Below are 22861 nucleotides of genomic sequence, written 5' to 3'. Positions count from 1 at the left end.
ATAATATGAAATATTGCATTTTATATTGTTATATCTAGATTTTATGTTAAATTCTTGGATGGAATATTAAAATAGGGGGCAAAGATATGAACAAGAAATCAAAGATCAATAAAGTGATGCTTAGCATTAGTACAATGGCTCTATCGCTGGGGGCAATTCAAACTCATGCATCAGCAGAAGAAAAGGTGCCATATAATGTATTGCATTCGAAACCAGTAGGAATTGAAAAGCCAGTAGATGAGATTGGACACGTTTCTAAAGCGGAGGAAACATTATCGTTTCAAGAACGGTTAAAAGTAGGAGACTTTTCACAACGACCAGCATCTATTCCGAACAAAGCGGCAGTAAAGCAAGTTAAAGAAAGCTATTCAATGGCTGATTTAAACAAAATGAATGATCAAGAATTAGTCGAAACGTTAGGTAGTATTAAGTGGCACCAAATTACAGACTTATTCCAGTTTAATGAAGATGCAAAAGCTTTTTATAAAGATAAAGGGAAAATGCAAGTCGTTATAGATGAATTAGCTCATCGGGGTAGTACATTTACGAAAGATGATTCAAAAGGAATTCAAACGTTTACGGAAGTGCTACGTTCAGCTTTTTATCTGGCATTTTATAATAACGAATTAAGTGAATTAAATGAAAGAAGTTTCCAGGACAAATGTTTACCTGCTTTAAAATCTATCGCAAAAAATCCAAACTTTAAGCTTGGTACAGCTGAACAAGATACAGTCGTATCTGCATACGGAAAATTGATTAGTAACGCTTCAAGTGATGTTGAAACGGTTCAATACGCAGCTAATATTTTAAAACAATATAATGATAATCTTCATACGTATGTAGACGATCGTATGAAAGGACAAGCTGTATACGATATTATGCAAGGGATTGACTATGATATACAGTCTTACTTAATTGAGGCTCGTAAAGAAGCGAATGAAACGATGTGGTATGGAAAAGTAGATGGGTTTATTAATGAAATAAATCGTATTGCTCTTCTAAATGAAGTAACACAAGAAAATAAGTGGCTCGTTAATAATGGAATTTACTTTGCTAGTCGTTTAGGGAAGTTTCATAGCAATCCAAATAAAGGATTAGAAGTTGTGACACAGGCAATGCATATGTATCCGCGCTTAAGTGAGCCGTATTTTGTCGCAGTAGAACAAATTACAACAAATTATAACGGAAAAGATTATAGCGGGAATACAGTAGATTTAGAGAAAATACGTAAAGAAGGAAAAGAGCAGTACTTACCAAAAACGTATACATTTGATGATGGATCTATCGTATTTAAAACAGGAGATAAAGTATCGGAAGAAAAAATTAAGAGACTATACTGGGCTGCAAAGGAAGTAAAAGCGCAGTATCATCGTGTAATTGGGAATGATAAAGCGTTAGAGCCGGGCAATGCAGATGATATATTAACGATCGTAATTTATAACAGTCCAGAAGAGTACCAATTAAATAGACAACTGTATGGATATGAAACGAACAACGGTGGAATTTATATTGAAGAAACAGGAACATTCTTTACATATGAACGCACGCCAGAACAAAGTATTTATAGTTTAGAAGAATTATTCCGCCATGAGTTTACCCATTATCTGCAAGGGAGATATGAAGTGCCAGGTTTATTCGGAAGAGGAGATATGTATCAAAATGAAAGGTTAACTTGGTTCCAAGAAGGAAATGCAGAGTTTTTCGCAGGGTCTACTCGAACAAATAATGTAGTACCGAGAAAGAGCATCATTAGTGGATTATCATCTGATCCTGCAAGTCGTTATACAGCAGAGCGTACATTATTTGCTAAATACGGTTCTTGGGATTTCTATAATTACTCGTTCGCATTGCAGTCTTACTTATATACGCATCAGTTTGAAACATTTGATAAAATTCAAGATTTGATTCGTGCGAATGACGTGAAAAATTATGATGCATATCGTGAAAATCTAAGTAAAGATCCTAAGTTAAATAAAGAGTATCAAGAGTATATGCAGCAGCTAATCGATAATCAAGATAAATATAATGTACCGGCAGTAGCAGATGATTATTTAGCTGAACATGCCCCAAAATCATTAACAGCAGTAGAGAAAGAAATGACTGAAACGTTGCCGATGAAAGATGCAAAAATGACAAAACATAGCTCCCAATTCTTTAATACATTTACATTAGAAGGTACGTATACAGGTAGTGTAACAAAAGGTGAGTCAGAAGATTGGAACGCAATGAGTAAGAAAGTAAATGAAGTTTTGGAACAACTTGCGCAAAAAGAATGGAGTGGCTACAAAACTGTTACAGCATATTTCGTCAATTATCGTGTAAATAGCTCAAATGAATTTGAATATGATGTAGTCTTCCACGGTATCGCAAAAGATGACGGAGAAAATAAAGCTCCAACGGTTAATATAAATGGCCCTTATAATGGACTTGTAAAAGAAGGTATTCAATTTAAAAGCGACGGCTCAAAAGATGAAGATGGAAAAATCGTTTCTTATTTATGGGACTTTGGAGACGGAAGCACAAGTGCAGAAGTAAATCCAGTACATGTATATGAAAGAGAAGGTTCATATAAAGTAGCGTTAATAGTAAAAGATGATAAAGGGAAAGAGAGTAGAAGCGAAACAACGGTTACGGTTAAAGATGGAAGTTTAACAGAATCAGAACCAAATAATCGCCCGGAGGAAGCAAATCGTATTGGACTAAACACTACGATAAAAGGTAGCCTTATGGGCGGGGATCACACTGATGTTTATACATTTAGTGTAGCATCAGCGAAAAATATTGATATTTCCGTTTTAAATGAGTATGGAATCGGGATGACATGGGTACTTCACCATGAATCAGATATGCAAAATTATGCTGCTTACGGTCAAGCAAATGGCAATCATATAGAGGCAAACTTTAATGCAAAACCAGGTAAATATTACTTGTATGTATATAAATATGATAATGGCGATGGAACATACGAATTATCAGTAAAATAAGTGCTTTTCCAATGTATGTTTAACTTTACTTTTTGTGGAAAATAGTATATTATATAGATATATAATATACCGGTTATTTTCTAGGAGGAGCCTGTCACAATAGGCTTCTCCTGTTCTTTTTTAGAGGCCTGTACTGCAGGCTTTTCTTTAAAGAGTAAATAACTGAAAATTAAGAACAATAATCTTTGAAAGAGGTGGGGCATACACATAACAAAAAAGGGATTGTTTAAGAGAGGGGGATAAGAAATGGTTTTGTTTGGTTATCCACTTGAGACAATTTATTTATACGGATTTATTATTGCTACTATACTCACTGTGATTTATATCTTTTTTGGGGATATATTTGAATCCATATTTAGTTTTGGAGGCGGATCTGTATCCGTTGTTACTTTATTACTTAGTTTTTTCGCTATGTTATGTGGACTTAGTTATATAGGAGAATATTTATTTTCCTTTAATAGTATTCTTATTTTCGTGGCTGCATTTGCTATATCCTTTATTGGTGTATTCATAATGAAAATATTAATTTTAAAGCCGATTGCAGAGGCTGAACAAAATACTGTGCAACGTATGGATGAATTCATTGGTTGCAAGGGAGAAGTCATTACGACAATTCCTACAGAAGGATTTGGTGAAGTATTAATATCCTCCCAATTTGGAAGTAATGCAATTCCAGCTAAAACAATTGGGAAAAAAGATATTTCACAAGGAACTGAGGTTATTATTGAGGGAGTCCAAGATGGTGTTTTGCTTGTACAAAACATCGCTTATTCTTTAAAAAAACCAAAATTATAAGGGGGAATTCACATGACGATTCCATTAATTATTGGTGGAGTTTTACTCGCAATTTTAATTCTACTCATTTTAGTATTCATTACGAAGTATCGAACAGTTGGACCAGATGAAGCGTTAATTGTTACAGGGAACTGGCTTGGTGGTGGGAAAAATGTAGTGACCACTGATGATGGAAAGAAGATTAAGATTATTCGCGGTGGCGGTACATTCGTAGTGCCAATCATGCAAAGAGCAGAACCTTTAAGCTTACTAAATTACAAGTTAGAAGTGGGTACACGCGATACGTATACGAAGCAAGGTGTTCCAGTTACAGTAAATGGTGTTTCTATTATTAAAGTAGGTTCTACAATTGAAGAAGTATCGACAGCAGCTGAGCAATATTTAGGAAAAGAAACAGAAGAGTTAAAAGTAGAAGCGAAAGAAGTTTTAGAAGGTCATTTACGTGCGATTTTATCTTCTATGACAGTAGAAGATGCGTATAGTAATAGAGAGCAATTTGCTCAAAAGGTGCATGAAGTAGCTTCTACAGATTTAAAGAAAATGGGTCTTCGTATCGTTTCCTTTACAATTAAAGAAATTATGGATAAGAACGGTTACTTAGATGCACTTGGTCAGCCGCAAATTGCGACGGTTAAGCGTGATGCAACAATTGCAAATGCAGAGCGTGAAAAGGAAGCGCGTATTGAAAAAGCTCGTGCTGAGAAAGAAGCGAAAGAGGCTGAATACCAACGTGATGCCCAAATCGCTGAAGCTGAAAAACATAAAGAATTAAAAGTACAATCTTATAAGAGAGAGCAAGAACAAGCTCGTGCAGATGCAGATCTTTCTTACGAATTACAACAGGCGAAAGCACAACAAGGTGTTACAGAAGAGCAAATGCGCGTTAAAATCATTGAGCGTGAGAAACAAATTGAATTAGAAGAAAAAGAGATTGCGCGTCGTGAAAAGCAATACGATGCAGAAGTAAAGAAAAAAGCAGATGCAGATCGTTATGCTGTTGAGCAATCAGCGGAAGCAGAAAAAGTAAAACAAATGAAAAAGGCAGATGCGGATCAATATAAGATTGAAGCTGAAGCGAGAGCGCGTGCGGAAGAAGTACGTGTGGAAGGTTTAGCGAAGGCGGAAATCGAAAAAGCGCAAGGTCAAGCGAAAGCGGAAGTACAAAAAGCACAAGGTACGGCGGAAGCAGATGTTATTAGGTTAAAAGGTTTAGCAGAAGCAGAAGCGAAACAAAAAATTGCAGAGGCATTTGAGTTATATGGTCAAGCGGCAATTATGGATATGGTACTTAAAATGCTTCCAAGTTATGCGAAGGAAGTTGCAAGCCCACTTAGTAACATTGATAAAATTACAGTTGTCGATACAGGCGGCGGTGGTAAAAATAGCGGCGCCGGAAAAGTTGCAGGTTATGCGACTGATTTAATGGCAACGATGCAAGAAACATTAAAAGCTTCTTCTGGCATTGATTTAAAAGAGTTATTAGAAGGATTTGCTGGAAAAGGAGCAGTACAACAATTATCAAACGATAAACCTGTTGTATCAGTAGTAGAAGATGAGAAAAAAGAAGTAGAAAAAGATAAAGAATAGTATAGTGGGTGGAACCTCTAGTAAGTAAGATACTAGAGGTTCTTCTGTGAATTGTTCGAATAATTTACATTTTAATATATTGTTTTAATTATTTAATTTATATAGAATGAAAAAGGTATGTATTAATTCTTTAATAGAAAAAGAGATAAAGAGTTGATACGTTTTAATCGTATAATTTATATAAAGAAATTAAATGTAAAACAATTACATTTAAAACGGTATGGAGGGGTAGAGATATGTTTCAAGGGAAATTAAGAAGAAGTAGTTTAAAAGCAAAGTTACTTGTGTCATTTGTTATTGTTTTGATTCTTCCAAGTATTGTAATTGGTTGGACGTCTTATCAGCAAGCAAAGACAAATTTTAATGAAACAATTTTACAATCAGCGGAAGATAACGTAAAGATTTTAAATAATGTTATTAATAAAGAGATAGACAGTAAAAAGGTAGACGCAGTATATTTTACAAAGTTATTTAGTGGAGTAAGTTACGGAACTGATCAGCTTCAAAATGTGCAAAATAAATTAGAAGAATATAATAAATTACATCCAGAAATAGAAGCAATTTATACGGGGTCTAGTACGGGACAATTTATTCAATCACCGTCTATTCAAATGCCAGATGGGTATAATCCTACCGAAAGAGATTGGTATAAAGAAGCAGCGAAAAAAAGCGGAGAAGTGGTTATCACAGCCCCATATAAGTCAAGTACAACAGGGAATATTGTTATTACAATAGCAAAACAAAATGAGGATAAGAGCGGTGTTCTCGGTATTGATTTAATTATTAATGATATTGTAAATACTTCAAAAATGGTCAATATCGGCAAAAAAGGATATGTAGCAATCTTCGACCAATCTAAACATGTAATAGCACATCCGACGATGAAACCGGGTGACAAAATAGAAGAAAAACTGGAGAAGGAATTGTACAAACAGGAAACAGGTGATTTTAAATTCAAACTTGATGGTGATGATCGCAATATTACCTTTATAACAAATAAGCAGACTGGATGGAAAATAGCAGGAATTATGCCTTCAAAAGAAATTATTGAAGCAGCTAATCCTATTTTCTATAAAACGCTAACTGTTATTGGTATTTCATTAATAATTGGTGGGATTTTAATTTACTTCATAATTGCTTCTATCATTAGTCCGTTAAAACAACTTGTTATATCATCGAAAAAGATTAGTGAAGGCGATTTAACAGAAACAATTACAGTTCATTCTAAAGATGAAATTGGACAGTTAGGAGAAAGTTTTAACGAGATGGCGGCATCATTACATCAGGTCATTTCCAATATAAATACTTCAGCAAGTCACGTGGCGGCATCTTCAGAAGAATTAACAGCTAGTATGAAGCAGACAAGTGAAGCGACGGAACAAATTACACAAGCAATAGAGCAAGTGTCGAGTGGGGCTGAAATACAAACGAAAGAAGTTGAAGAAGGCGCAACATTATTAGAAGAAGTTACAGAAGGAATTCAGCGTGTTGCAGATAGTTCTTCATTAGTATCTACAGCATCTATGTATACGAAGAAAAAGGCTGAAGATGGTGGAAAGTTAGTTGAACAAACTGTGAATCAAATGCAATTAATCCATGAGTCTGTTTCACAATCAGATAAAGTTATTGTTTTGTTAGATGATAAATCAAAACAAATTGGAGCAATCCTTGAGGTGATTCAACATATTGCAGAGCAGACCAATTTATTAGCGTTAAATGCGGCAATTGAGGCTGCAAGAGCTGGAGAGCAAGGAAGAGGATTTGCAATTGTAGCAGATGAAGTACGAAAATTAGCTGAGCAATCAGGACAGTCTTCTACGGAAATTGGAAAACTAGTGAAAGAAATCCAATTTGATATCAAGGAAACGGTAAGTTCTATGAAGCTAGTTGGGACAGAAGTACAATCAGGGCTTGTAGTTGCAAATGAAACGAAGCAAAGCTTTGCTGAAATACTGAAATCTACAGATGATACAGTTGTACAAATTGATAACATGGTAGAAGTAGCGAAGCAAATGACAGTAGATGCAAAACAAGTTAGTGCATCAATTAATGAAATTGCAGCTACGATTGAAGAAAATGCAGCAAGCGTTCAAAATATTGCTGGTTCTTCAGAAGAACAATTAGCTTCAGTAGATGAAATCAATGCAGCAGCAGTTCATTTATCACAAATGGCAGAGGAATTACAGGAGATGATCGGTAAGTTTAAAGTGTAATAATGATTGTTAAGAAACGAGGTAATAATTTTACTTCGTTTCTTTTTTATGAAGAGAAAAAGAAAGAAATATAGAGTAACCGTGTTATGATTAAGTATAATTAAAGAGACTGTATATTCTTTAAATTCTATCTTTAATCATGTTAGGGGAATGGTTTTGAAATTTAAAAAATTAAAACTCCAACCGAGAATCACATTAACTATTAGTACACTTATTCTTGTTGTACTTATGCTAACGAGTTATTTATTTTATTACATATTATCTGAAACGGTAGAAGAGCAAATTGGCAAAAGAGCTTTGCATGTTGCGAAAACAGTTGCTGCTATACCAGAAATCAAGGAAGCTTTTCAAACAGAAAATCCAGCTTCTATTATTCAACCGATTGCGGAAAAAATTCGAATTGATACAGATGCTGATTTTATTGTAGTTGGAAATAAAGAAGGGATTCGTTATGCACATCCTAGGAAAGATAAAATAGGAGAAGCAATGGTTGGCGGAGATAACAAAGGAGTTTTATTAGAAGGGAAATCTTACGTTTCGAAAGCAACTGGATCATTAGGCCCTTCATTACGCGGAAAAGTTCCAATCCATAATCAGGAAAATGAAATCATTGGTGTGGTATCTGTTGGATTTTCAATGGATGATATTCATGGAGCGGTAGAAGTGTATGGAAAGCGTGTGTTTTGGATTACAATAATAGGTCTATTAATTGGAGTAATCGGCTCTATATATTTAGCTGGCAGTATAAAAAGAATGATGTTTGGGATGGAGCCAGAAGAAATTTCATCTTTATATGAAGAGCATAGTACAGTGATTCAATCTGTACGTGAGGGGATTATTGTCATTGATCAACATGGCATAATTAGTTTAGTTAATCAAGCAGCCTATGATATTCTTTCGCTAGATGAACAACGAAATATTATTGGAGAATTTATTTTAGATATAATTCCTAATTCAACGATATTAGATGTACTTCAAACTGGTGAAGAACAGTTTGACCGCCAATTAAATATAAAAGGGCAGGCTGTTATTGCGAACCGTCTACCCATTAAAGTAAAGAATAAAGTAACTGGCGTTGTATCGAGCTTACGTTTGAAATCTGAAATGGATCAGTTAACAGCAGAATTATCTCAGACGAAGCAATATACAGAGGCATTAAGAGCGCAAACGCATGAATATAACAATTTGTTGTATACGCTTTCAGGTCTTATCCAGCTAGAATTATATGAAGATGCTTTGGAGCTTATTCATAAGGAAACAGCGGTATATCAAGATTTTGTTCAATTTATTATGAAACGAATTCAAAATCCATGGTTAGGTGGGATTTTAATTGGATTCTATAATAGAGCAAGAGAGTTGAAGATTGATTTTATGCTAGATAGAGAGAGTAGCTTAGACAAATTAAGCCCGCATATTGAGAGTAATTATGTCGTTTCTATTTTAGGAAATTTAATTACGAATGCATTTGAAGCGATTGAAAGAAATGAAGAACATGATAAGAAAGTAAGAATGTTTGTGACTGATATCGGAGAAGAAATAGTCATTGAAGTGGAAGACTCAGGACAAGGGATTCATGATGAGGTCATTACTAGCATATTCTATAAAGGCTTCTCGACGAAAGAAGGCGAGAAGCGAGGATATGGATTAGCAAAGGTGAAAGAGTTAGTAGAAGATTTAAATGGAAGTATCGCAATCGAAAAAGGGGATTTAGGTGGTGCATTGTTTATTATTGCATTACCAAAAGAGAGAGGCGAATTGTAATGGGTGAGGAGATTGAAGTATTGATTGTAGAAGATGATATTCGAATTGCAGACATTCATCGTCGTTTTACTGAAAAGATTGAGGGATTTAAAGTAATTGGAACAGCGACGACTGGGGAACAAGCGAAAGAATGGCTAGATCTTGTGAAGCCACAGCTCGTTTTATTAGACGTGTACTTACCTGATATGCAAGGAACGGAACTTGTCACATATATTAGACATAATTTACATGATACAGATATTATTATGATTACAGCTGCATCGGAAACAGATGTAGTGAGGCACGCCCTGCGAGGTGGAGTAACAGATTATATCGTAAAGCCACTTATGTTTGATCGATTTAAAACAAGTTTGGAAAATTACCAAAAAAAGCTTGTGCAGTTAAAGAAAAATAACCAATTATCTATCGAACAAATAGAACATTTATGGTCTCAAAGAGGCGTAAAGGGAAATGAAATAGAATATGCCCCGAAAGGTATAGACCCCTTAACTTTAGCAAAAATAAAAAAGCATATGTTAACAGTGAATGAAGAAGGTATTACTGCGGAAGTGCTAAGCTCAATGGTCGGAGTAAGCAGATCGACAGCGAGGCGTTATTTAGAATATTTAATATCAGGAAAGAAAGTTCATGCGGAGCTTATATATGGGAGTGTTGGGAGACCAGAAAGAAGATATTTTCTTATTCCTTCATAATAAAAAACAGTAGAGGATATATGTCCGCTACTGTTTTTTTATTTTATATTGGAATAACCCCAATTAAAATTCCAGTAATCAACATGACCATTGTCGTTCCAACCGCCCACAATAAAGTAAAACGTTGATGTTCACCAAAATCAACCTTTGCCATCCCAACTAATAAATAAGTGGATGCAACAAGGGGGCTTAATAAGTGAACAGGTTGTCCCAGTAAGGAAGCGCGTCCCATTTCAGCTGCACTAATTCCATAAGTAGCAGCAGCTTTTGTCAAAATAGGTAATACTCCGAAGTAAAATGCATCATTGGACATGAAAAATGTGAATGGCATACTAAGAAGAGCTGTAATAATTGGTAGTTGTGGGCCAAGAGCGTCTGGTATAAGAGTTACTACACTTTTAGCCATTGCATCTACCATTTTTGTTCCTGATAAAATTCCAGTGAAAATCCCAGCGGCAAATACGAGAGAAACAACTGCTAATACGTTTCCTGCGTGAGAAGCAATACGCTCTTTCTGTTGATCTAAGTTCGGATAGTTAATCATAACAGCAATAGCGAAAGCGATTGTAAATAAAACAGGTAATGGCATAACTTCTAGTATAAGACAGACAAGTAAGGTAGCAGTTAATAAAAAGTTAATCCATAGAAGTTTAGGGCGCTTATGAACAGCAATTTCTACTGTTGCAGCTTGCTCATCTGTTGTTTGCATTTGTTTTAAATATTGTATATCCATAATTCCTAAACGTTTTCTTTCTTTTTTTCCAAGATAGTAAGCAACGAAAACTACCCAAAGTGCACCAGCAATCATTCCTGGTATAAGTGGTGTAAAGAGCTCTGATGCGTCTAGTCCAAGTGCACTCATAACACGAGCTGTCGGTCCACCCCACGGTGTAAGATTTGTCACGCCTGCACCTAACATAACAACCCCAGCTAATATAAGTGGATTCATTCCAAGGCGTTTATATAGTGGGTACATTGCGGAAACAGTAATCATATACGTTGTCGTTCCATCCCCATCTAATGAAACGATAATTGTAAGAATCGCTGTACCAACAACAATTTTTAAAGGATCTCCTTTTACAAATTTCAAAATCCTACTAATGACAGGATCAAATAAACCGCTATCAATCATAATTCCAAAATATAAAATAGCAAACATAAGCATAATACCAGTAGGTGCTAGTTTTTGAATGCCCTCTAACATCATAGGTCCCATGTTTGCATAAAATCCTCCAATTAATGCGAACGTAATTGGAATTAATATTAATGCTACTAGTGCTGACATACGTTTTGTCATAATTAAAAACATAAAGACAAATACCATTGCAAATCCAAGTAGTGCTAACATGTAATCTCCCCCTCAAAAATGATTGCGCTTTCAAAATAAAATAAAAATTCAGAAAAAGGTTTTTTGTTTATCATAAAAGCATCTATTTGAATGGTAAATAATTTGAAAAATAACATCATTAGAAGCATAATTTTTATTTTGGTCATTTTGTTCACGGGAGTTAATTTGAATTTTTAAAAAGTAAGCTGCTCTCCATAAGAATGGTAGAATAAGATGACAATATTGAAGTGTGAAATAGGGAGTAGATTTTATATGAAAACAAGAATGGAAGAGATTTGTAGTTCTTATGAAGGAAAAGTAGAAGAGATTTTTGTTAATGAATCTTCTTACGTATATGAGTGGGAAAAATTAATGATGATCCGAAAAAATAACGGTGAACTTGAAAAGGTTGCAGTCGGCATCAGTGGAAATATAAGATTAGTAAATGTAGTTGTTGGGCAGCAAATTCATACAGATACATTATTAATTAAAATAGAAGATGATTTAGTAATTACAGGTTGTGAATGATGAGAGGTGTGTAGAGAGGACTACACATCTTTTTTGTTCCATATATTACAAAAGACACATCATTTTTTCACAAATCGCACACAAGTTTTTGATATGCTCCTTGTAGAAGATACGGTTAGGGAGGAAATACAATGAGAACAAAGTATGTGATGCTTGCTATATGCTTATTCTTTGTCTTTACAATTGTAGGATGTGGTAAGAAACAAGCAGAGGCTGTAGCAATTGATGAGAAGCATGATAAGTGTGATATTTGCCAAATTGGGGTAATGGATAATCAATTTGCAACAGAAATCATTTTAGAAAATGGAAAAGCATTAAAGTTTGATGATATCGGTTGTATGTATAAATGGATGGAGATTAATCCAGGTGAAAAGACGAAAGAAAAATTTGTTCGAGATTATGATTCGAAAGATTGGGTTTCGTTAGAAGACGCTACTTATGTATATGATAAAACAATTACAACACCAATGGCTTATAATGTCATTTCATTTAAAAACAAAAAAGATGCAAAGAGCTTTGTATCTAACTATAAGGGGAAAGTTCTCTCGTATAAAGAGCTAGCAGAGCATAAATGGGAAATGAATAAAGAAATGATGGGGAACACGAAAAAGGGAAATCACGGTGGGCATCATTAATACTAGAAAAAGACAACTGCATAGTTGTCTTTTTCTAGTATTATTCAGGTGCAAATATAGAAAAGGTGTAAAATTTTTAGAAGAACGGTTACAATGGAATGTAGTGACCTAAAGCAACCATGTATGTACTTTTTAGAAATGTATACAAATGCGGTGAAAACGTGCTAAACTAATTGCTTCATAATGCTAATGATGAGGCCATCAGGCGTATCATTCCAATAGGTTGAGAAACATCATATAAGTTTAAGATAATCCAATTAAAGAAGGAATATAAAGTGCTTATGGATAAATGTACTCAAGAAGAGTTATTGTATGTGATGGAGGAATGGTTAAGAAAACATTATCTTTCATAGGAGCTGTAGTTGTGAGAAAACAAAAAATTTTATTATGTATGTTATTAGGACTTTTAATGACGGTAGTGGCTTGCGATAAGCAAGAAGAGCCAGAATCGAAACCGGTTCATGTGAAAAACGAAAAGAAACAAGAGAAGCATAAAGAACAGGAAGAATCTAAAGAAGAAAAAAGTATAAATTTAATGGACAAACAGTTGCTACTTTCTGCCACTCTTGGAGATACAGAAACAGCTATGAAGTTGATTCAAGATGGAGCGAATATAAATGTAGAAGGTGACAACGGAGAAACACCTGTCCTTGCAGCAACGTACCAAAATCATGTAGAGACAGTGAAAGCATTAATTGGTGCAGGTGCTAATATTGAAATTAAAGATGAGAAACAAAGTAATCCACTTCTTTATGCGAGTAGAGAAGGATATACGGATATTGTAAAAGTATTAATTAATGCAGGAGTTAATACGAAAGAAACGACTAAGTCAGGTGGAACAGCACTTATTTCTGCATCTGAGCGTGGCCATGTAGAGGTCGTAAAAGAATTGTTAGAGCATACAGATATTGATGTCAATTATAAAAATGCTCGTGGTGGAACAGCTTTAGTAGAAGCAATTGTATTAGGAAATGGTAGTGAAAATCACAAGAAAGTAATTCAAATGCTTATTGACCACGGGGCAGATGTAAATATGGCCAATAAGGAAAATATTACGCCACTGCAATATGCTGAAAAAAGAGGTTTTAAAGATATTGCAAATATGTTGAGGGTAGCTGGAGCGAATGAAGTAGTACAGCCACAACCGCAACCGGTAGAATAACAAGTATGAAATAATCCCATTTAGATAGACAGAATGAAGAAGTCATTGAGTATGATGGATTCAGTAATGTGTATGTAAATGGGATTTTTGTTTTGGGCATGAAAAATAGATTATGAATGGTATATGGAGTAACTAAGGAGAATATAAATGAGGCTCTCAGAACTTGATTTAATAGCAATTCAGGTAGAGGTTTTATTTGTTCATAATCAAGTAGGAAAAATGAAATATGTAAATGAACAAGGAAATCCGAAAGCACCACGCTGTTTTCTTGGCAGAACTCGTGAAGGGAGTATAACGAGATATCATTGTGATCTGGATGATGAAACGGTAGGTAAGATTGAGAAATTAATTCGAGAACCTTCAAATCATATAGAGATAGCAAAGATTATCCATGTATTAAATGAAGAAAGAACAGTAAAAAATATTTGGATGGGCCCTGCTTTCATGTTCTCTAATAATTTACATAAGCCAACTAGAACAATACAGATAACAGAGAAGAATAAAGAGCTTTTGCGAGAAAATTTTCCTAATCTAATAGAACAGATGGAGTGGAGGCAACCTTACTTTGCAATTGTAAAAAATGAAAAGGTAGTTTCTATATGTTGCAGTGCTAGGAGTACACCTGTAGCTGCTGAGGCGAGTGTGGAAACTTTAGCGGAGAATGGGTATGGTACTGATGTTGTTACAGCCTGGGCGATATCAATACAAGAAGAAAACCGCATTTCACTTTATAGTACTTCTTGGGATAATTATGCCTCACAAGAAGTTGCGAGAAAACTAAAATTGATTAACTATGGAATGAATTTGCATATTACTTGAATTTTAAAGATAGTTGTTTGCTGTTGGGGTTATTCGTATATCTAGATTAATGTTAAGAAAATATGGTGAATATTAACATTCGATTAACAGCTAATTAACAATCTATCAAAACTGACTTAATAAATGCATACTATAGTAAAGGTAACAAAATAACTAGGGTAGAGAATATTTGAGAACACCCGCTTACATATAACGTGCCACTTTCTTAGGTGTGCTCTATTCCCTAGAGTTCAAATAAGGAGAAAGGTGTTCTATGTAAGTAGGTGTTTTTAGTTTGGATAAAAACAGAAAAGCTAGGTGGAATGAATGTTTAAAGAACCTTATATTGCGATGATAAAGGATTGGAAAGGATACAACACATACAAAAAATTACCGAAAACAGTTTTTCTTATGACGGGTTCAATGCTGGAGTTACCAGAGTGTGTATATGAATTACAGAAACATGGACATGATGTCTTTCTTCATTGTGATTTTATACAAGGTTTAAATACGAATACAGAGGAAGCACTTTTGTATATTCAAGACGTTATCGGAGCACAAGGTATTATTTCAACAAAAGGATCTACAATTCGAAATGCCAATAAAATTGGATTAAAAACGATCCAACGTATTTTTATTGTCGATAATTTATCTCTTACAAAATCAATTGAAAATTGTAAAACGACTAAACCGAATGCAGTAGAGATTATGCCTGGTATTATGCCTTCCATTATTAAGCAGTTAGCAGAGGAAATAGAATTTCCTATCATTGCAGGCGGACTGATTCAAACACGAGAAGATGCGGAAATTGCTATTCGTGCAGGCGCAAGTGCAATTTCAACGAGTCATTATGAAGTATGGATACAAGAAGAAAAAAGGAGTGCAACTTTGTGATTGAATTGAAAAATGTTTCAAAGGTATATAAAAATGCAGAAGAGACAGCGGTCAAGGGGGTATCGGTTCACATTAAAAAGGGTGAGTTTTTTGTTTTAGTTGGGCCTTCAGGATGTGGGAAAAGCACATTATTACGAATGATCGCTGGCCTAGAAGAAATTTCTTCGGGGGATTTAATTATTAATGAACGTGTTGCAAATGATTTAGAGCCGAAAGATCGTAATCTATCAATGGTATTTCAAAATTATGCACTATACCCACACTTATCTGTAGAAGAAAATATTTTATTTGGACTTAAGGTAAGGAAAGTACAAAAAGAAGAGCGGCAAAAGAGATTAATGGAAGCTATTGAAATGGTAGGGCTGAAAGAGTATGTGAAAATGAAACCAGGTCAATTATCAGGTGGACAAAGACAGCGTGTTGCGCTTGCTAGAGCGATTGTGAGCCAAGCACCGATTTGTTTAATGGATGAACCACTTTCGAATTTAGACGCGAAATTACGTGCGCAAATGAGAATTGAAATTAGAGAAATTCAGCAGCGTTTAGGAATTACAATGATTTACGTTACTCATGATCAAATAGAGGCGATGACTATGGGAGATCGCATCATGGTTTTAAATAAAGGAAGCATACAGCAAGTTGGAACACCGCTTGACATCTATAACGAACCAGCAAATGAATTTGTTGCAAGTTTTATAGGGTCTCCTTCGATGAATATAAATGATGGAGAAGTAAACAAAGAAAAAGGTGTATTACATATAGGGCAATTGCAAATTCCGTTATCTATTGGACAGTTAAAGCAATTACCAGAAGGAATAATTCGCATAGGCATGCGTCCTGAGCATATTGCCCTGTCTGAGGAAGGACAAGAAGTTACGCTACAATCTGTAGAAGTATTAGGCAACGAATCTATATTAAACTTCGCAATAAATGGAACAACTTGGAGTGCAAAAGTCATTGGACAGCTAATCCTGAACAAAGGTGACAAAGTAAAATTATTATTCTCACAAGATAAGTTATGCTTCTTTCATCAAAATACGAATGAACGATTAAAAGTGGTAGCTGAAGAAGAGTTGAAAGTGGTGGCGAAATAATGATTGAAGTAGGCAAGTTACCAGCCCAAGCAAAGGTGGCAAAAAAGAAGAATTTATGGAGTAGAACGAAAGATTTAAGAATAGGATTATTATTTTTAGCGCCATCTATTTTATTGTTCTCGATTTTTCTTTTTTATCCATTATTTAGGACGATTTACTATAGCTTTTATTTAACAGATATACACGGAGAAGCTAATCTTTTCGTTGGCTTAGAAAATTATCAATACTTATTTTCTGATCCTGCTTTCTACAAAAGCATAAAGTCAACTTTATTATTTGTTGTATATACAGTGCCTACGAGTATTATACTCGCTTTATTTCTTGCATTGATTGCAAACGGAAAGGTAAGAGGTATTGGGTTATTTCGAGTTCTGTTTTCTTCGACAATGGGAATATCAGTAGCTGCTAGTGCAGTGATTTGGTTATTTTTATTTCATCCAAGTGTCGGGTTATTCAATAATATATTAGCTTCTATGAATCTTCCTGCAATTGCATGGTTAACGAGTCCGGACTGGGCACTATTCTCTGTATCAGTTACAACGGTTTGGGTGAATACAGGATTTGCATTTTTAGTTATATTAGGTGGTTTACAAAATATTGATACGTCTTTATATGAGAGTGCATCTATAGATGGTGCTAGCTATTTATATAAGCTTCGTCGTGTTACATTACCGATGCTATCACCAACTTTATTCTTTATCGTGACAGTAACGTTAATTAGTGCGTTCCAAAGCTTTGGACAGATTGATATTTTAACGCACGGTGGACCAAATGATGCAACAAATTTAATTGTATATTCGATTTATAAAGAGGCATTTGTGAATCATCAATTTGGGACAGCAAGTGCACAAGCGATGGTACTATTTGTTTTCATTTTCATTGCTACATTACTTCAATTTAAGTTTGCTGAGAGAAAGGTGCATTATAAATGATCGTTAAACAGTGGAAACAAAATTTCCTGCTATACATGCTGCTCATAATTAGTGCAGTAATGGTATTTTTTCCTGTGCTGTATGCGTTTTTAATAAGCTTTATGACACCAGACGATATTCAAATGAGAAGGATATTTCCAACTCAATTTACTTTTGATAATTTCATTAATATTTTTCAAAAAGTACCACTTTTTACATATTTATATAACAGCTTAGTTGTATCGACAGTTGTTATGATTGGACAACTTATCGTGTCAAGCTTAGCGGCGTATGCTTTTGTCTTTCTTCAGTTTAAGGGAAGAAATCTTATTTTTTTCCTGTTTATTTCAACGATGCTTATTCCGTGGGAAGCGACGATGGTACCTAACTTTTTAACGATTCAAAACTTTGGCTGGATCAATAGTTTCGCTGGGATGACAGTGCCGTTTTTTGCAACAGCTTTCGGTATTTTCTTGTTACGCCAACATTTTATGACACTTCCGAATGAACTGAAAGAAGCTGCTTTTATTGAAGGGATTGGAAATGTAAGATTTTTGTTCAGCGTTGTAATTCCGTATTGTAAAACGAGTTTTATTACGCTTGGCGTATATAGTTTTTTAACAACATGGAATATGTACTTATGGCCACTTTTAGTGACCACTGATGAAAAGGTAAGAACAGTTCAAATTGGTGTGAAGCAGCTTCAATCTCAAGAAGTTGCAACTGATTGGGGAAGCGTAATGGCTGGCGTTACGGTTATCGTTATACCAACATTGATTCTATTATTTTTAGGACAAAAGCAATTACAACAAGGATTAACAAAAGGTGCAATTAAATAACTAAGAGAAGGTGAGATTAAAATGAGTCTAGTTAAAAAAGGTGCTGCTCTATTAATGGTAGCAACAATGGCATTATCTAGTGCTGCTTGTTCAAATAGTAAAACAGAAGGAAAACCTGAAGCACAGGCGAAAGTAGCACCAGTTGAAAAAAATGGTGATAAAACTGTAATTCGTTTTTGGCACGCGATGGGTGGAAAAACACAAGGGGTATTAGAGGGACTTGTTGCGGACTATAATAAGTCACAAAATAAATACGAGATAAAGCCAGAGTTCCAAGGGACATATGAAGAGTCTTTAACGAAATTTAAAACGATGTCTGCTACGAAAGAAGCGCCAGCTCTTGTTCAGTCGAGTGAAATTACAACAAAATATATGATTGATAGTAAAAAGATTACGCCAATTGATAGTTGGATAAAAAAAGATAAGTATGATACTTCAAAGTTGGAAAAAGCAATTACAAATTATTATTCAGTTGATGGAAAAATGTATTCTATGCCATTTAATTCATCTACACCAGTATTAATTTATAATAAAGATGCTTTCGCAAAGGCGGGCTTAGATCCAGAGAAAGCTCCAAAAACATATGCGGAATTGCAAGAAGCAGCGAAAAAGTTAACGATTAAAGAAGGCGGAAATGTAAAACAATATGGATTTTCAATGCTGAATTATGGTTGGTTCTTTGAAGAATTGTTAGCGACACAAGGCGCTTTATATGTAGATAATGAAAATGGTCGTAAAGATGCTGCAAAGAAAGCTGTATTTAACGGTAAAGAAGGACAGAAAGTATTTGGGATGCTAGATGAGTTAAATAAAGCTGGTGCACTAGGAAAGTATGGAGCAAGTTGGGATGATATTCGTGCCGCGTTCCAGTCTGGACAAGTTGCTATGTATTTAGATTCTTCAGCTGGTGTTCGCGACTTAATTGATGCATCTAAGTTTAATGTAGGCGTGTCATATATTCCATATCCAGAGGATTCGAAACAAAATGGTGTTGTTATTGGAGGAGCATCATTATGGATGACGAATATGGTTTCAGAAGAAACACAACAAGGTGCTTGGGACTTTATGAAATATTTAACGAAGTCAGACGTACAAGCAAAATGGCATACTGCAACAGGTTATTTCTCTATTAATCCAGATGCATATAATGAACCATTAGTAAAAGAGCAATATGAAAAATATCCACAGTTAAAAGTAACAGTAGATCAATTGCAAGCGACGAAACAATCTCCAGCAACACAAGGTGCTTTAATTAGTGTATTCCCAGAATCACGAGATGCAGTTGTAAAAGCATTAGAAGCAATGTATGACGGAAAGAATAGTAAAGAAGCGTTAGATGAAGCTGCCAAAGCGACAGATAGAGCAATTAGCATTTCAGCTCGTACGAGTCAAAAATAAGAGAAAGCCGTATCCGAAAAAGGATACGGCTTTCTTTAGGAGATAAGGGATCAAAAAAATGAAGAAGTCTTATCTCTTTTATATGAGTAAAGGGTCTAGAATGAATCTTGTCCTTTTCATTATTTGTTTAACTCCATTGCAACTTGTTTACCATTTACGAAAACCTCTGCCACTGCTACTAAAACTTCCATCACTTTTTTCATTTCTCATCTCTCCTTGTTTTTTGTTCCATTTCTTACTTTTAGTATAAGGAAATATAGCAATCGCAACTATCGAATTGGATGACAAGAGACTTACATTGTTGTAAGGATAATCGTTGTATCTGTAATAAATACGGTTTTAAATTGCAATTCTGAAGTTTCTGTTGTTTTGAACTATAATTAGAAAAAGGGGTGATAATATGAAAAGAATTCTTGTTATTAGTGATATTCATGGAGAAATAAAAAAGTTCGAACAGTTATTAGAAGAAGCTCAATACGATGCAAAAAAGGATCAACTAATTTTATTAGGGGATTATGTAGATCGTGGTCCAAATGCACGTGCAGTAATTGAAAGGGTAAAAGAGTTAAAAGAAGATGGAGCCCTCGTTCTAAAGGGAAATCATGAAGATATGATGATTAAGGCGTTAACGACTGATGAGGAACGTTCATGGAACCATTGGGTAAAAAGGAATGGTGGAGATAAGACATTATATAGCTATGGATTTGTAGAAGAAGATATTGTAGTTAATGAGGAAGACTTCCAAAAACCAATTTTACAATCGCATGTTTTAGAAGATCATGTAAAGTTTATTCAAGAATTAGATCATTACATTGAAACAGAAGAGTACATATTTGTACATGCTGGTGTTGAGCCTATGAAACGAGTTTCTGAATGTGAACCATATACGTTAATGTGGATCCGTAATGAGTTTCATAATGGATATAGTGGCGAAAAGGTTGTTGTATTTGGCCATACGGAAACAAAAACGCTTCACGGTAGTGAGAATTGTGGCGTGTATTTTGGTAGTAATCGAATTATTGGAATTGATGGCGGGGCTGTGTATGGTGGTCAGCTAAATTGTTTGGAATTGCCAAGTAAAAAGGTATATGTAGTAAAAAATTGAAAGAGATAAGGGAAATCTTATTTCTTTCAATTTTTTATTAAGCTAAATTTAAGAAAGAGTCTTTATAATTAATCTTTAAAATTCTGTATCAAGAAAAAGTGTAGAAAGAACGAATTAAAAATGAAGTTACAAAATATAATGATATTCTTTTGTTAGGAAAAGCAGGAATGTGATTATAAATAGAATCGAACGATATGGTGGAAGGTGAGAATATGCGCTTACTCGTAGTAGAAGATAATGCTTCGTTATTAGAGTCTATCGTACAAATTTTGCGTGATGAATTTGAAGTAGATACAGCATTGAATGGAGAAGAGGGGTTATTTCTAGCGTTACAAAATATATATGATGCAATTTTGCTTGATGTGATGATGCCAGAGATGGATGGTTTTGAAGTAATTCAAAGAATACGTGATGAAAAGATTGAAACACCAGTCCTGTTTTTAACAGCGAGAGATTCTTTAGAAGATCGGGTGAAGGGATTGGACTTTGGTGGAGATGACTATATCGTTAAGCCATTTCAGGCCCCTGAATTAAAAGCGAGAATTCGTGCTTTACTACGCAGAAGTGGTAGTTTAACAACAAAGCAGACTATTCGATATAAAGGAATTGAACTGTTCGGAAAAGATAAAGATGTTCAAGTAGATGGACAAAGTATGAAGCTAACATTAAAACAATATGAGCTTCTAGAGTACCTTGTTCAAAATAGCGGAAAGATTTTAATGAGGGAACAAATTTTTGATCGTGTTTGGGGATTTGATTCAGATACGACAGTGGCAATTGTAGAAGTGTATGTACATCATTTACGTAAAAAATTAGAGCCATTCGGTTATCAGAAAGATATTCAAACCGTTCGAGGTATTGGATATATATTAAAAGAACAATGAAAAAGGGAAGTATGTTTCAGAAGACGCGTATTCGATTGACTATATTGAATTCATTAGTATTTATCATTTTGATAGGCGTATTAGGTAGTATCATTTATTCTTACACATATAAGCGTATTTATAGTGGAGTAAATGAATCGATAGAAAAAGCCGTTCAACATAGAAAGAATGCAGATGATAAAAAACTACCTAAAAAAATTAGAGGATATCCTCCAATTGGGGATCCAAGGATAATGGAGTTAACTTGGCTTGGAAACACGGTGGAGATAGATATTGAAAACGGCAAACGTCGTTTTATTTTTGAAGACAATTTGGAGAAGTTTTCTCCAAAGAAATTAGGAACTTTGCAAGATATAGAAGTACAAGGACAATATTTTAGAATATTTTCATTTCAAAAAGATGCAAAAATAGTTCAAATTGCAAGGGATATAACAGCTGAAAAAGAAATGTTACATACTTTATTTTTAATTCTTGTGATAGGTTGTAGCGTAGGAAGTTTATGTGCAATAGGAATCGGCTTTTTCTTAGCTGGCAGGGCACTCGTACCTATTCAAAATTCATGGGAAAAACAGCAGCAATTCGTTTCTGATGCGTCACATGAACTAAGGACACCGCTTGCAGTTATTCAATCAAAAACAGATGTTTTATTCCAGTCACCATCCGCTACGATAGAAGAAAAAGCGATGGATATTTCTACAATTTCAAAAGAATGTAGGCGGTTATCAAAACTCGTTAGTAATTTATTATTGCTAGCACGCTCTGATTCTAATCAAATTGAGATGGATAAGAAAACGTTTGAACTCGATAAATTGTTAGAAGAAATAGTAGCTCCATATAAGGAGATTGCTTCTTATCAAGAAAAAGAAATGATATTAAAAGTAGAACGTGGCGTATCTTTTATGGGTGATAGAGAGCGGATTCATCAAATGATGGTCATACTGTTAGATAATGCGATGAAGTATACGAACGAAGGCGGTCATATTCAAATCAATTGCACGCAAACGAGTAGTTCAATTCGTATACAGGTGAAAGATGACGGGATAGGAGTGAAAGAAGAAGATATTCCGAAATTATTCAATCGTTTTTATCAAGGGGATAAAGCAAGAAGTACGTCAGAAGGAGCTGGATTAGGTCTTTCAATCGCAAATTGGATTGTAGAAAAACATTACGGAAAAATATCAGTAGAGAGCAAATGGGAAGAGGGCACTTGTTTTGAAGTGATTTTCCCTAAACACCAAAGAATATAAGTGAGAA

Annotated in this window: 19 protein-coding genes and 1 pseudogene; 19 read left to right on the top strand and 1 reads right to left on the bottom strand. The window is 34.7% G+C overall.

All coding sequences use genetic code 11. From position 1 onward, the window contains the following. Positions 1-86: 86 nt before the first annotated feature. The 7 genes and pseudogenes from colA to BAQ46_RS14355 all read left to right on the top strand — a co-directional run bounded on the left by colA (position 87) and on the right by BAQ46_RS14355 (position 10032). Positions 87-2984 carry a collagenase ColA gene (gene colA / locus BAQ46_RS14380; protein WP_071742068.1) on the top strand — a complete coding sequence of 966 codons (2898 nt, stop codon included), beginning with the start codon at positions 87-89 and terminating at the stop codon, positions 2982-2984. Positions 2985-3230: 246 nt separating this feature from the next. Then, positions 3231-3779, top strand: coding sequence for an NfeD family protein (locus BAQ46_RS14375; protein ID WP_000242441.1), 549 nt, complete (start codon positions 3231-3233; stop codon positions 3777-3779). Positions 3780-3791: 12 nt separating this feature from the next. Beyond that, entirely contained in the window at positions 3792-5366 is a 1575-nt protein-coding gene (gene floT / locus BAQ46_RS14370; protein ID WP_000155027.1) for a flotillin lipid rafts scaffold protein FloT, read from the top strand. A 236-nt stretch (positions 5367-5602) separates the two neighbouring features. Further along, positions 5603-6640: pseudogene (locus BAQ46_RS31690) on the top strand (HAMP domain-containing protein); the annotation flags it as partial. Continuing rightward, entirely contained in the window at positions 6632-7579 is a 948-nt protein-coding gene (locus BAQ46_RS31685; RefSeq protein ID WP_373418647.1) for a methyl-accepting chemotaxis protein, read from the top strand. The pseudogene BAQ46_RS31690 and the gene BAQ46_RS31685, both read left to right, overlap by 9 nt. Before the next feature lie 150 nt (positions 7580-7729). Beyond that, positions 7730-9340 carry an ATP-binding protein gene (locus tag BAQ46_RS14360; RefSeq protein ID WP_073536204.1) on the top strand — a complete coding sequence of 537 codons (1611 nt, stop codon included), beginning with the start codon at positions 7730-7732 and terminating at the stop codon, positions 9338-9340. Continuing rightward, the gene (locus tag BAQ46_RS14355) at positions 9340-10032 is read left to right on the top strand and encodes a response regulator (protein ID WP_000503455.1); all 693 of its coding nucleotides are present in this window, start codon (positions 9340-9342) and stop codon (positions 10030-10032) included. The genes BAQ46_RS14360 and BAQ46_RS14355 overlap by 1 nt, the downstream gene beginning before the upstream one ends. 43 nt (positions 10033-10075) lie before the next feature. Here the strand turns inward: BAQ46_RS14355 and BAQ46_RS14350 are convergent, their stop codons facing one another. Then, the gene (locus tag BAQ46_RS14350) at positions 10076-11380 is read right to left on the bottom strand and encodes a CitMHS family transporter (RefSeq protein ID WP_071742066.1); all 1305 of its coding nucleotides are present in this window, start codon (positions 11378-11380) and stop codon (positions 10076-10078) included. A gap of 252 nt (positions 11381-11632) precedes the next feature. On the opposite strand from BAQ46_RS14350, the gene BAQ46_RS14345 reads away from it, so the two are divergent. The 12 genes from BAQ46_RS14345 (at position 11633) to BAQ46_RS14290 (ending at position 22854) form a co-directional block, all read left to right on the top strand. Further along, entirely contained in the window at positions 11633-11887 is a 255-nt protein-coding gene (locus BAQ46_RS14345) for a hypothetical protein (RefSeq protein ID WP_000857644.1), read from the top strand. Positions 11888-12018: 131 nt separating this feature from the next. Beyond that, on the top strand, positions 12019-12522 hold the full coding sequence (locus BAQ46_RS14340) for a nitrous oxide reductase accessory protein NosL (RefSeq protein WP_001259405.1): 504 nt from the start codon (positions 12019-12021) through the stop codon (positions 12520-12522). Between the two features lie 289 nt (positions 12523-12811). Then, positions 12812-13684 (top strand): ankyrin repeat domain-containing protein, encoded by an 873-nt coding sequence (locus BAQ46_RS14335; RefSeq protein ID WP_002163759.1) that lies wholly within the window; start codon positions 12812-12814, stop codon positions 13682-13684. Positions 13685-13831: 147 nt separating this feature from the next. Beyond that, the gene (locus tag BAQ46_RS14330; protein ID WP_001239731.1) at positions 13832-14503 is read left to right on the top strand and encodes a hypothetical protein; all 672 of its coding nucleotides are present in this window, start codon (positions 13832-13834) and stop codon (positions 14501-14503) included. 306 nt (positions 14504-14809) lie between these two features. After that, entirely contained in the window at positions 14810-15376 is a 567-nt protein-coding gene (locus tag BAQ46_RS14325) for a glycerol-3-phosphate responsive antiterminator (RefSeq protein WP_071742065.1), read from the top strand. Further along, positions 15373-16470, top strand: coding sequence for an ABC transporter ATP-binding protein (locus tag BAQ46_RS14320; RefSeq protein WP_000571386.1), 1098 nt, complete (start codon positions 15373-15375; stop codon positions 16468-16470). Before BAQ46_RS14325 ends, BAQ46_RS14320 begins: the two co-directional genes overlap by 4 nt. After that, the gene (locus BAQ46_RS14315) at positions 16470-17402 is read left to right on the top strand and encodes a carbohydrate ABC transporter permease (protein WP_000573563.1); all 933 of its coding nucleotides are present in this window, start codon (positions 16470-16472) and stop codon (positions 17400-17402) included. The genes BAQ46_RS14320 and BAQ46_RS14315 overlap by 1 nt, the downstream gene beginning before the upstream one ends. Beyond that, a complete protein-coding gene (locus BAQ46_RS14310) occupies positions 17399-18220 on the top strand; it encodes a carbohydrate ABC transporter permease (protein ID WP_000635931.1) in 822 nt (273 codons plus the stop codon). The genes BAQ46_RS14315 and BAQ46_RS14310 overlap by 4 nt, the downstream gene beginning before the upstream one ends. A gap of 21 nt (positions 18221-18241) precedes the next feature. After that, a complete protein-coding gene (locus BAQ46_RS14305; protein WP_071742064.1) occupies positions 18242-19618 on the top strand; it encodes an ABC transporter substrate-binding protein in 1377 nt (458 codons plus the stop codon). A 400-nt stretch (positions 19619-20018) separates the two neighbouring features. Continuing rightward, a complete protein-coding gene (locus BAQ46_RS14300; protein ID WP_000821992.1) occupies positions 20019-20723 on the top strand; it encodes a metallophosphoesterase family protein in 705 nt (234 codons plus the stop codon). A gap of 212 nt (positions 20724-20935) precedes the next feature. Then, positions 20936-21607, top strand: a complete 672-nt coding sequence (locus tag BAQ46_RS14295; protein ID WP_001238633.1) for a response regulator transcription factor — start codon at positions 20936-20938, stop codon at positions 21605-21607. Positions 21608-21618: 11 nt separating this feature from the next. Then, entirely contained in the window at positions 21619-22854 is a 1236-nt protein-coding gene (locus BAQ46_RS14290) for a sensor histidine kinase (RefSeq protein WP_282957204.1), read from the top strand. The last annotated feature ends 7 nt before the right edge of the window (positions 22855-22861 follow it).

This window comes from Bacillus paranthracis (assembly GCF_001883995.1).
In the GTDB taxonomy this organism is placed as follows: domain Bacteria; phylum Bacillota; class Bacilli; order Bacillales; family Bacillaceae_G; genus Bacillus_A; species Bacillus_A paranthracis.
This window is presented reverse-complemented; position numbering and strand designations above follow the sequence as displayed.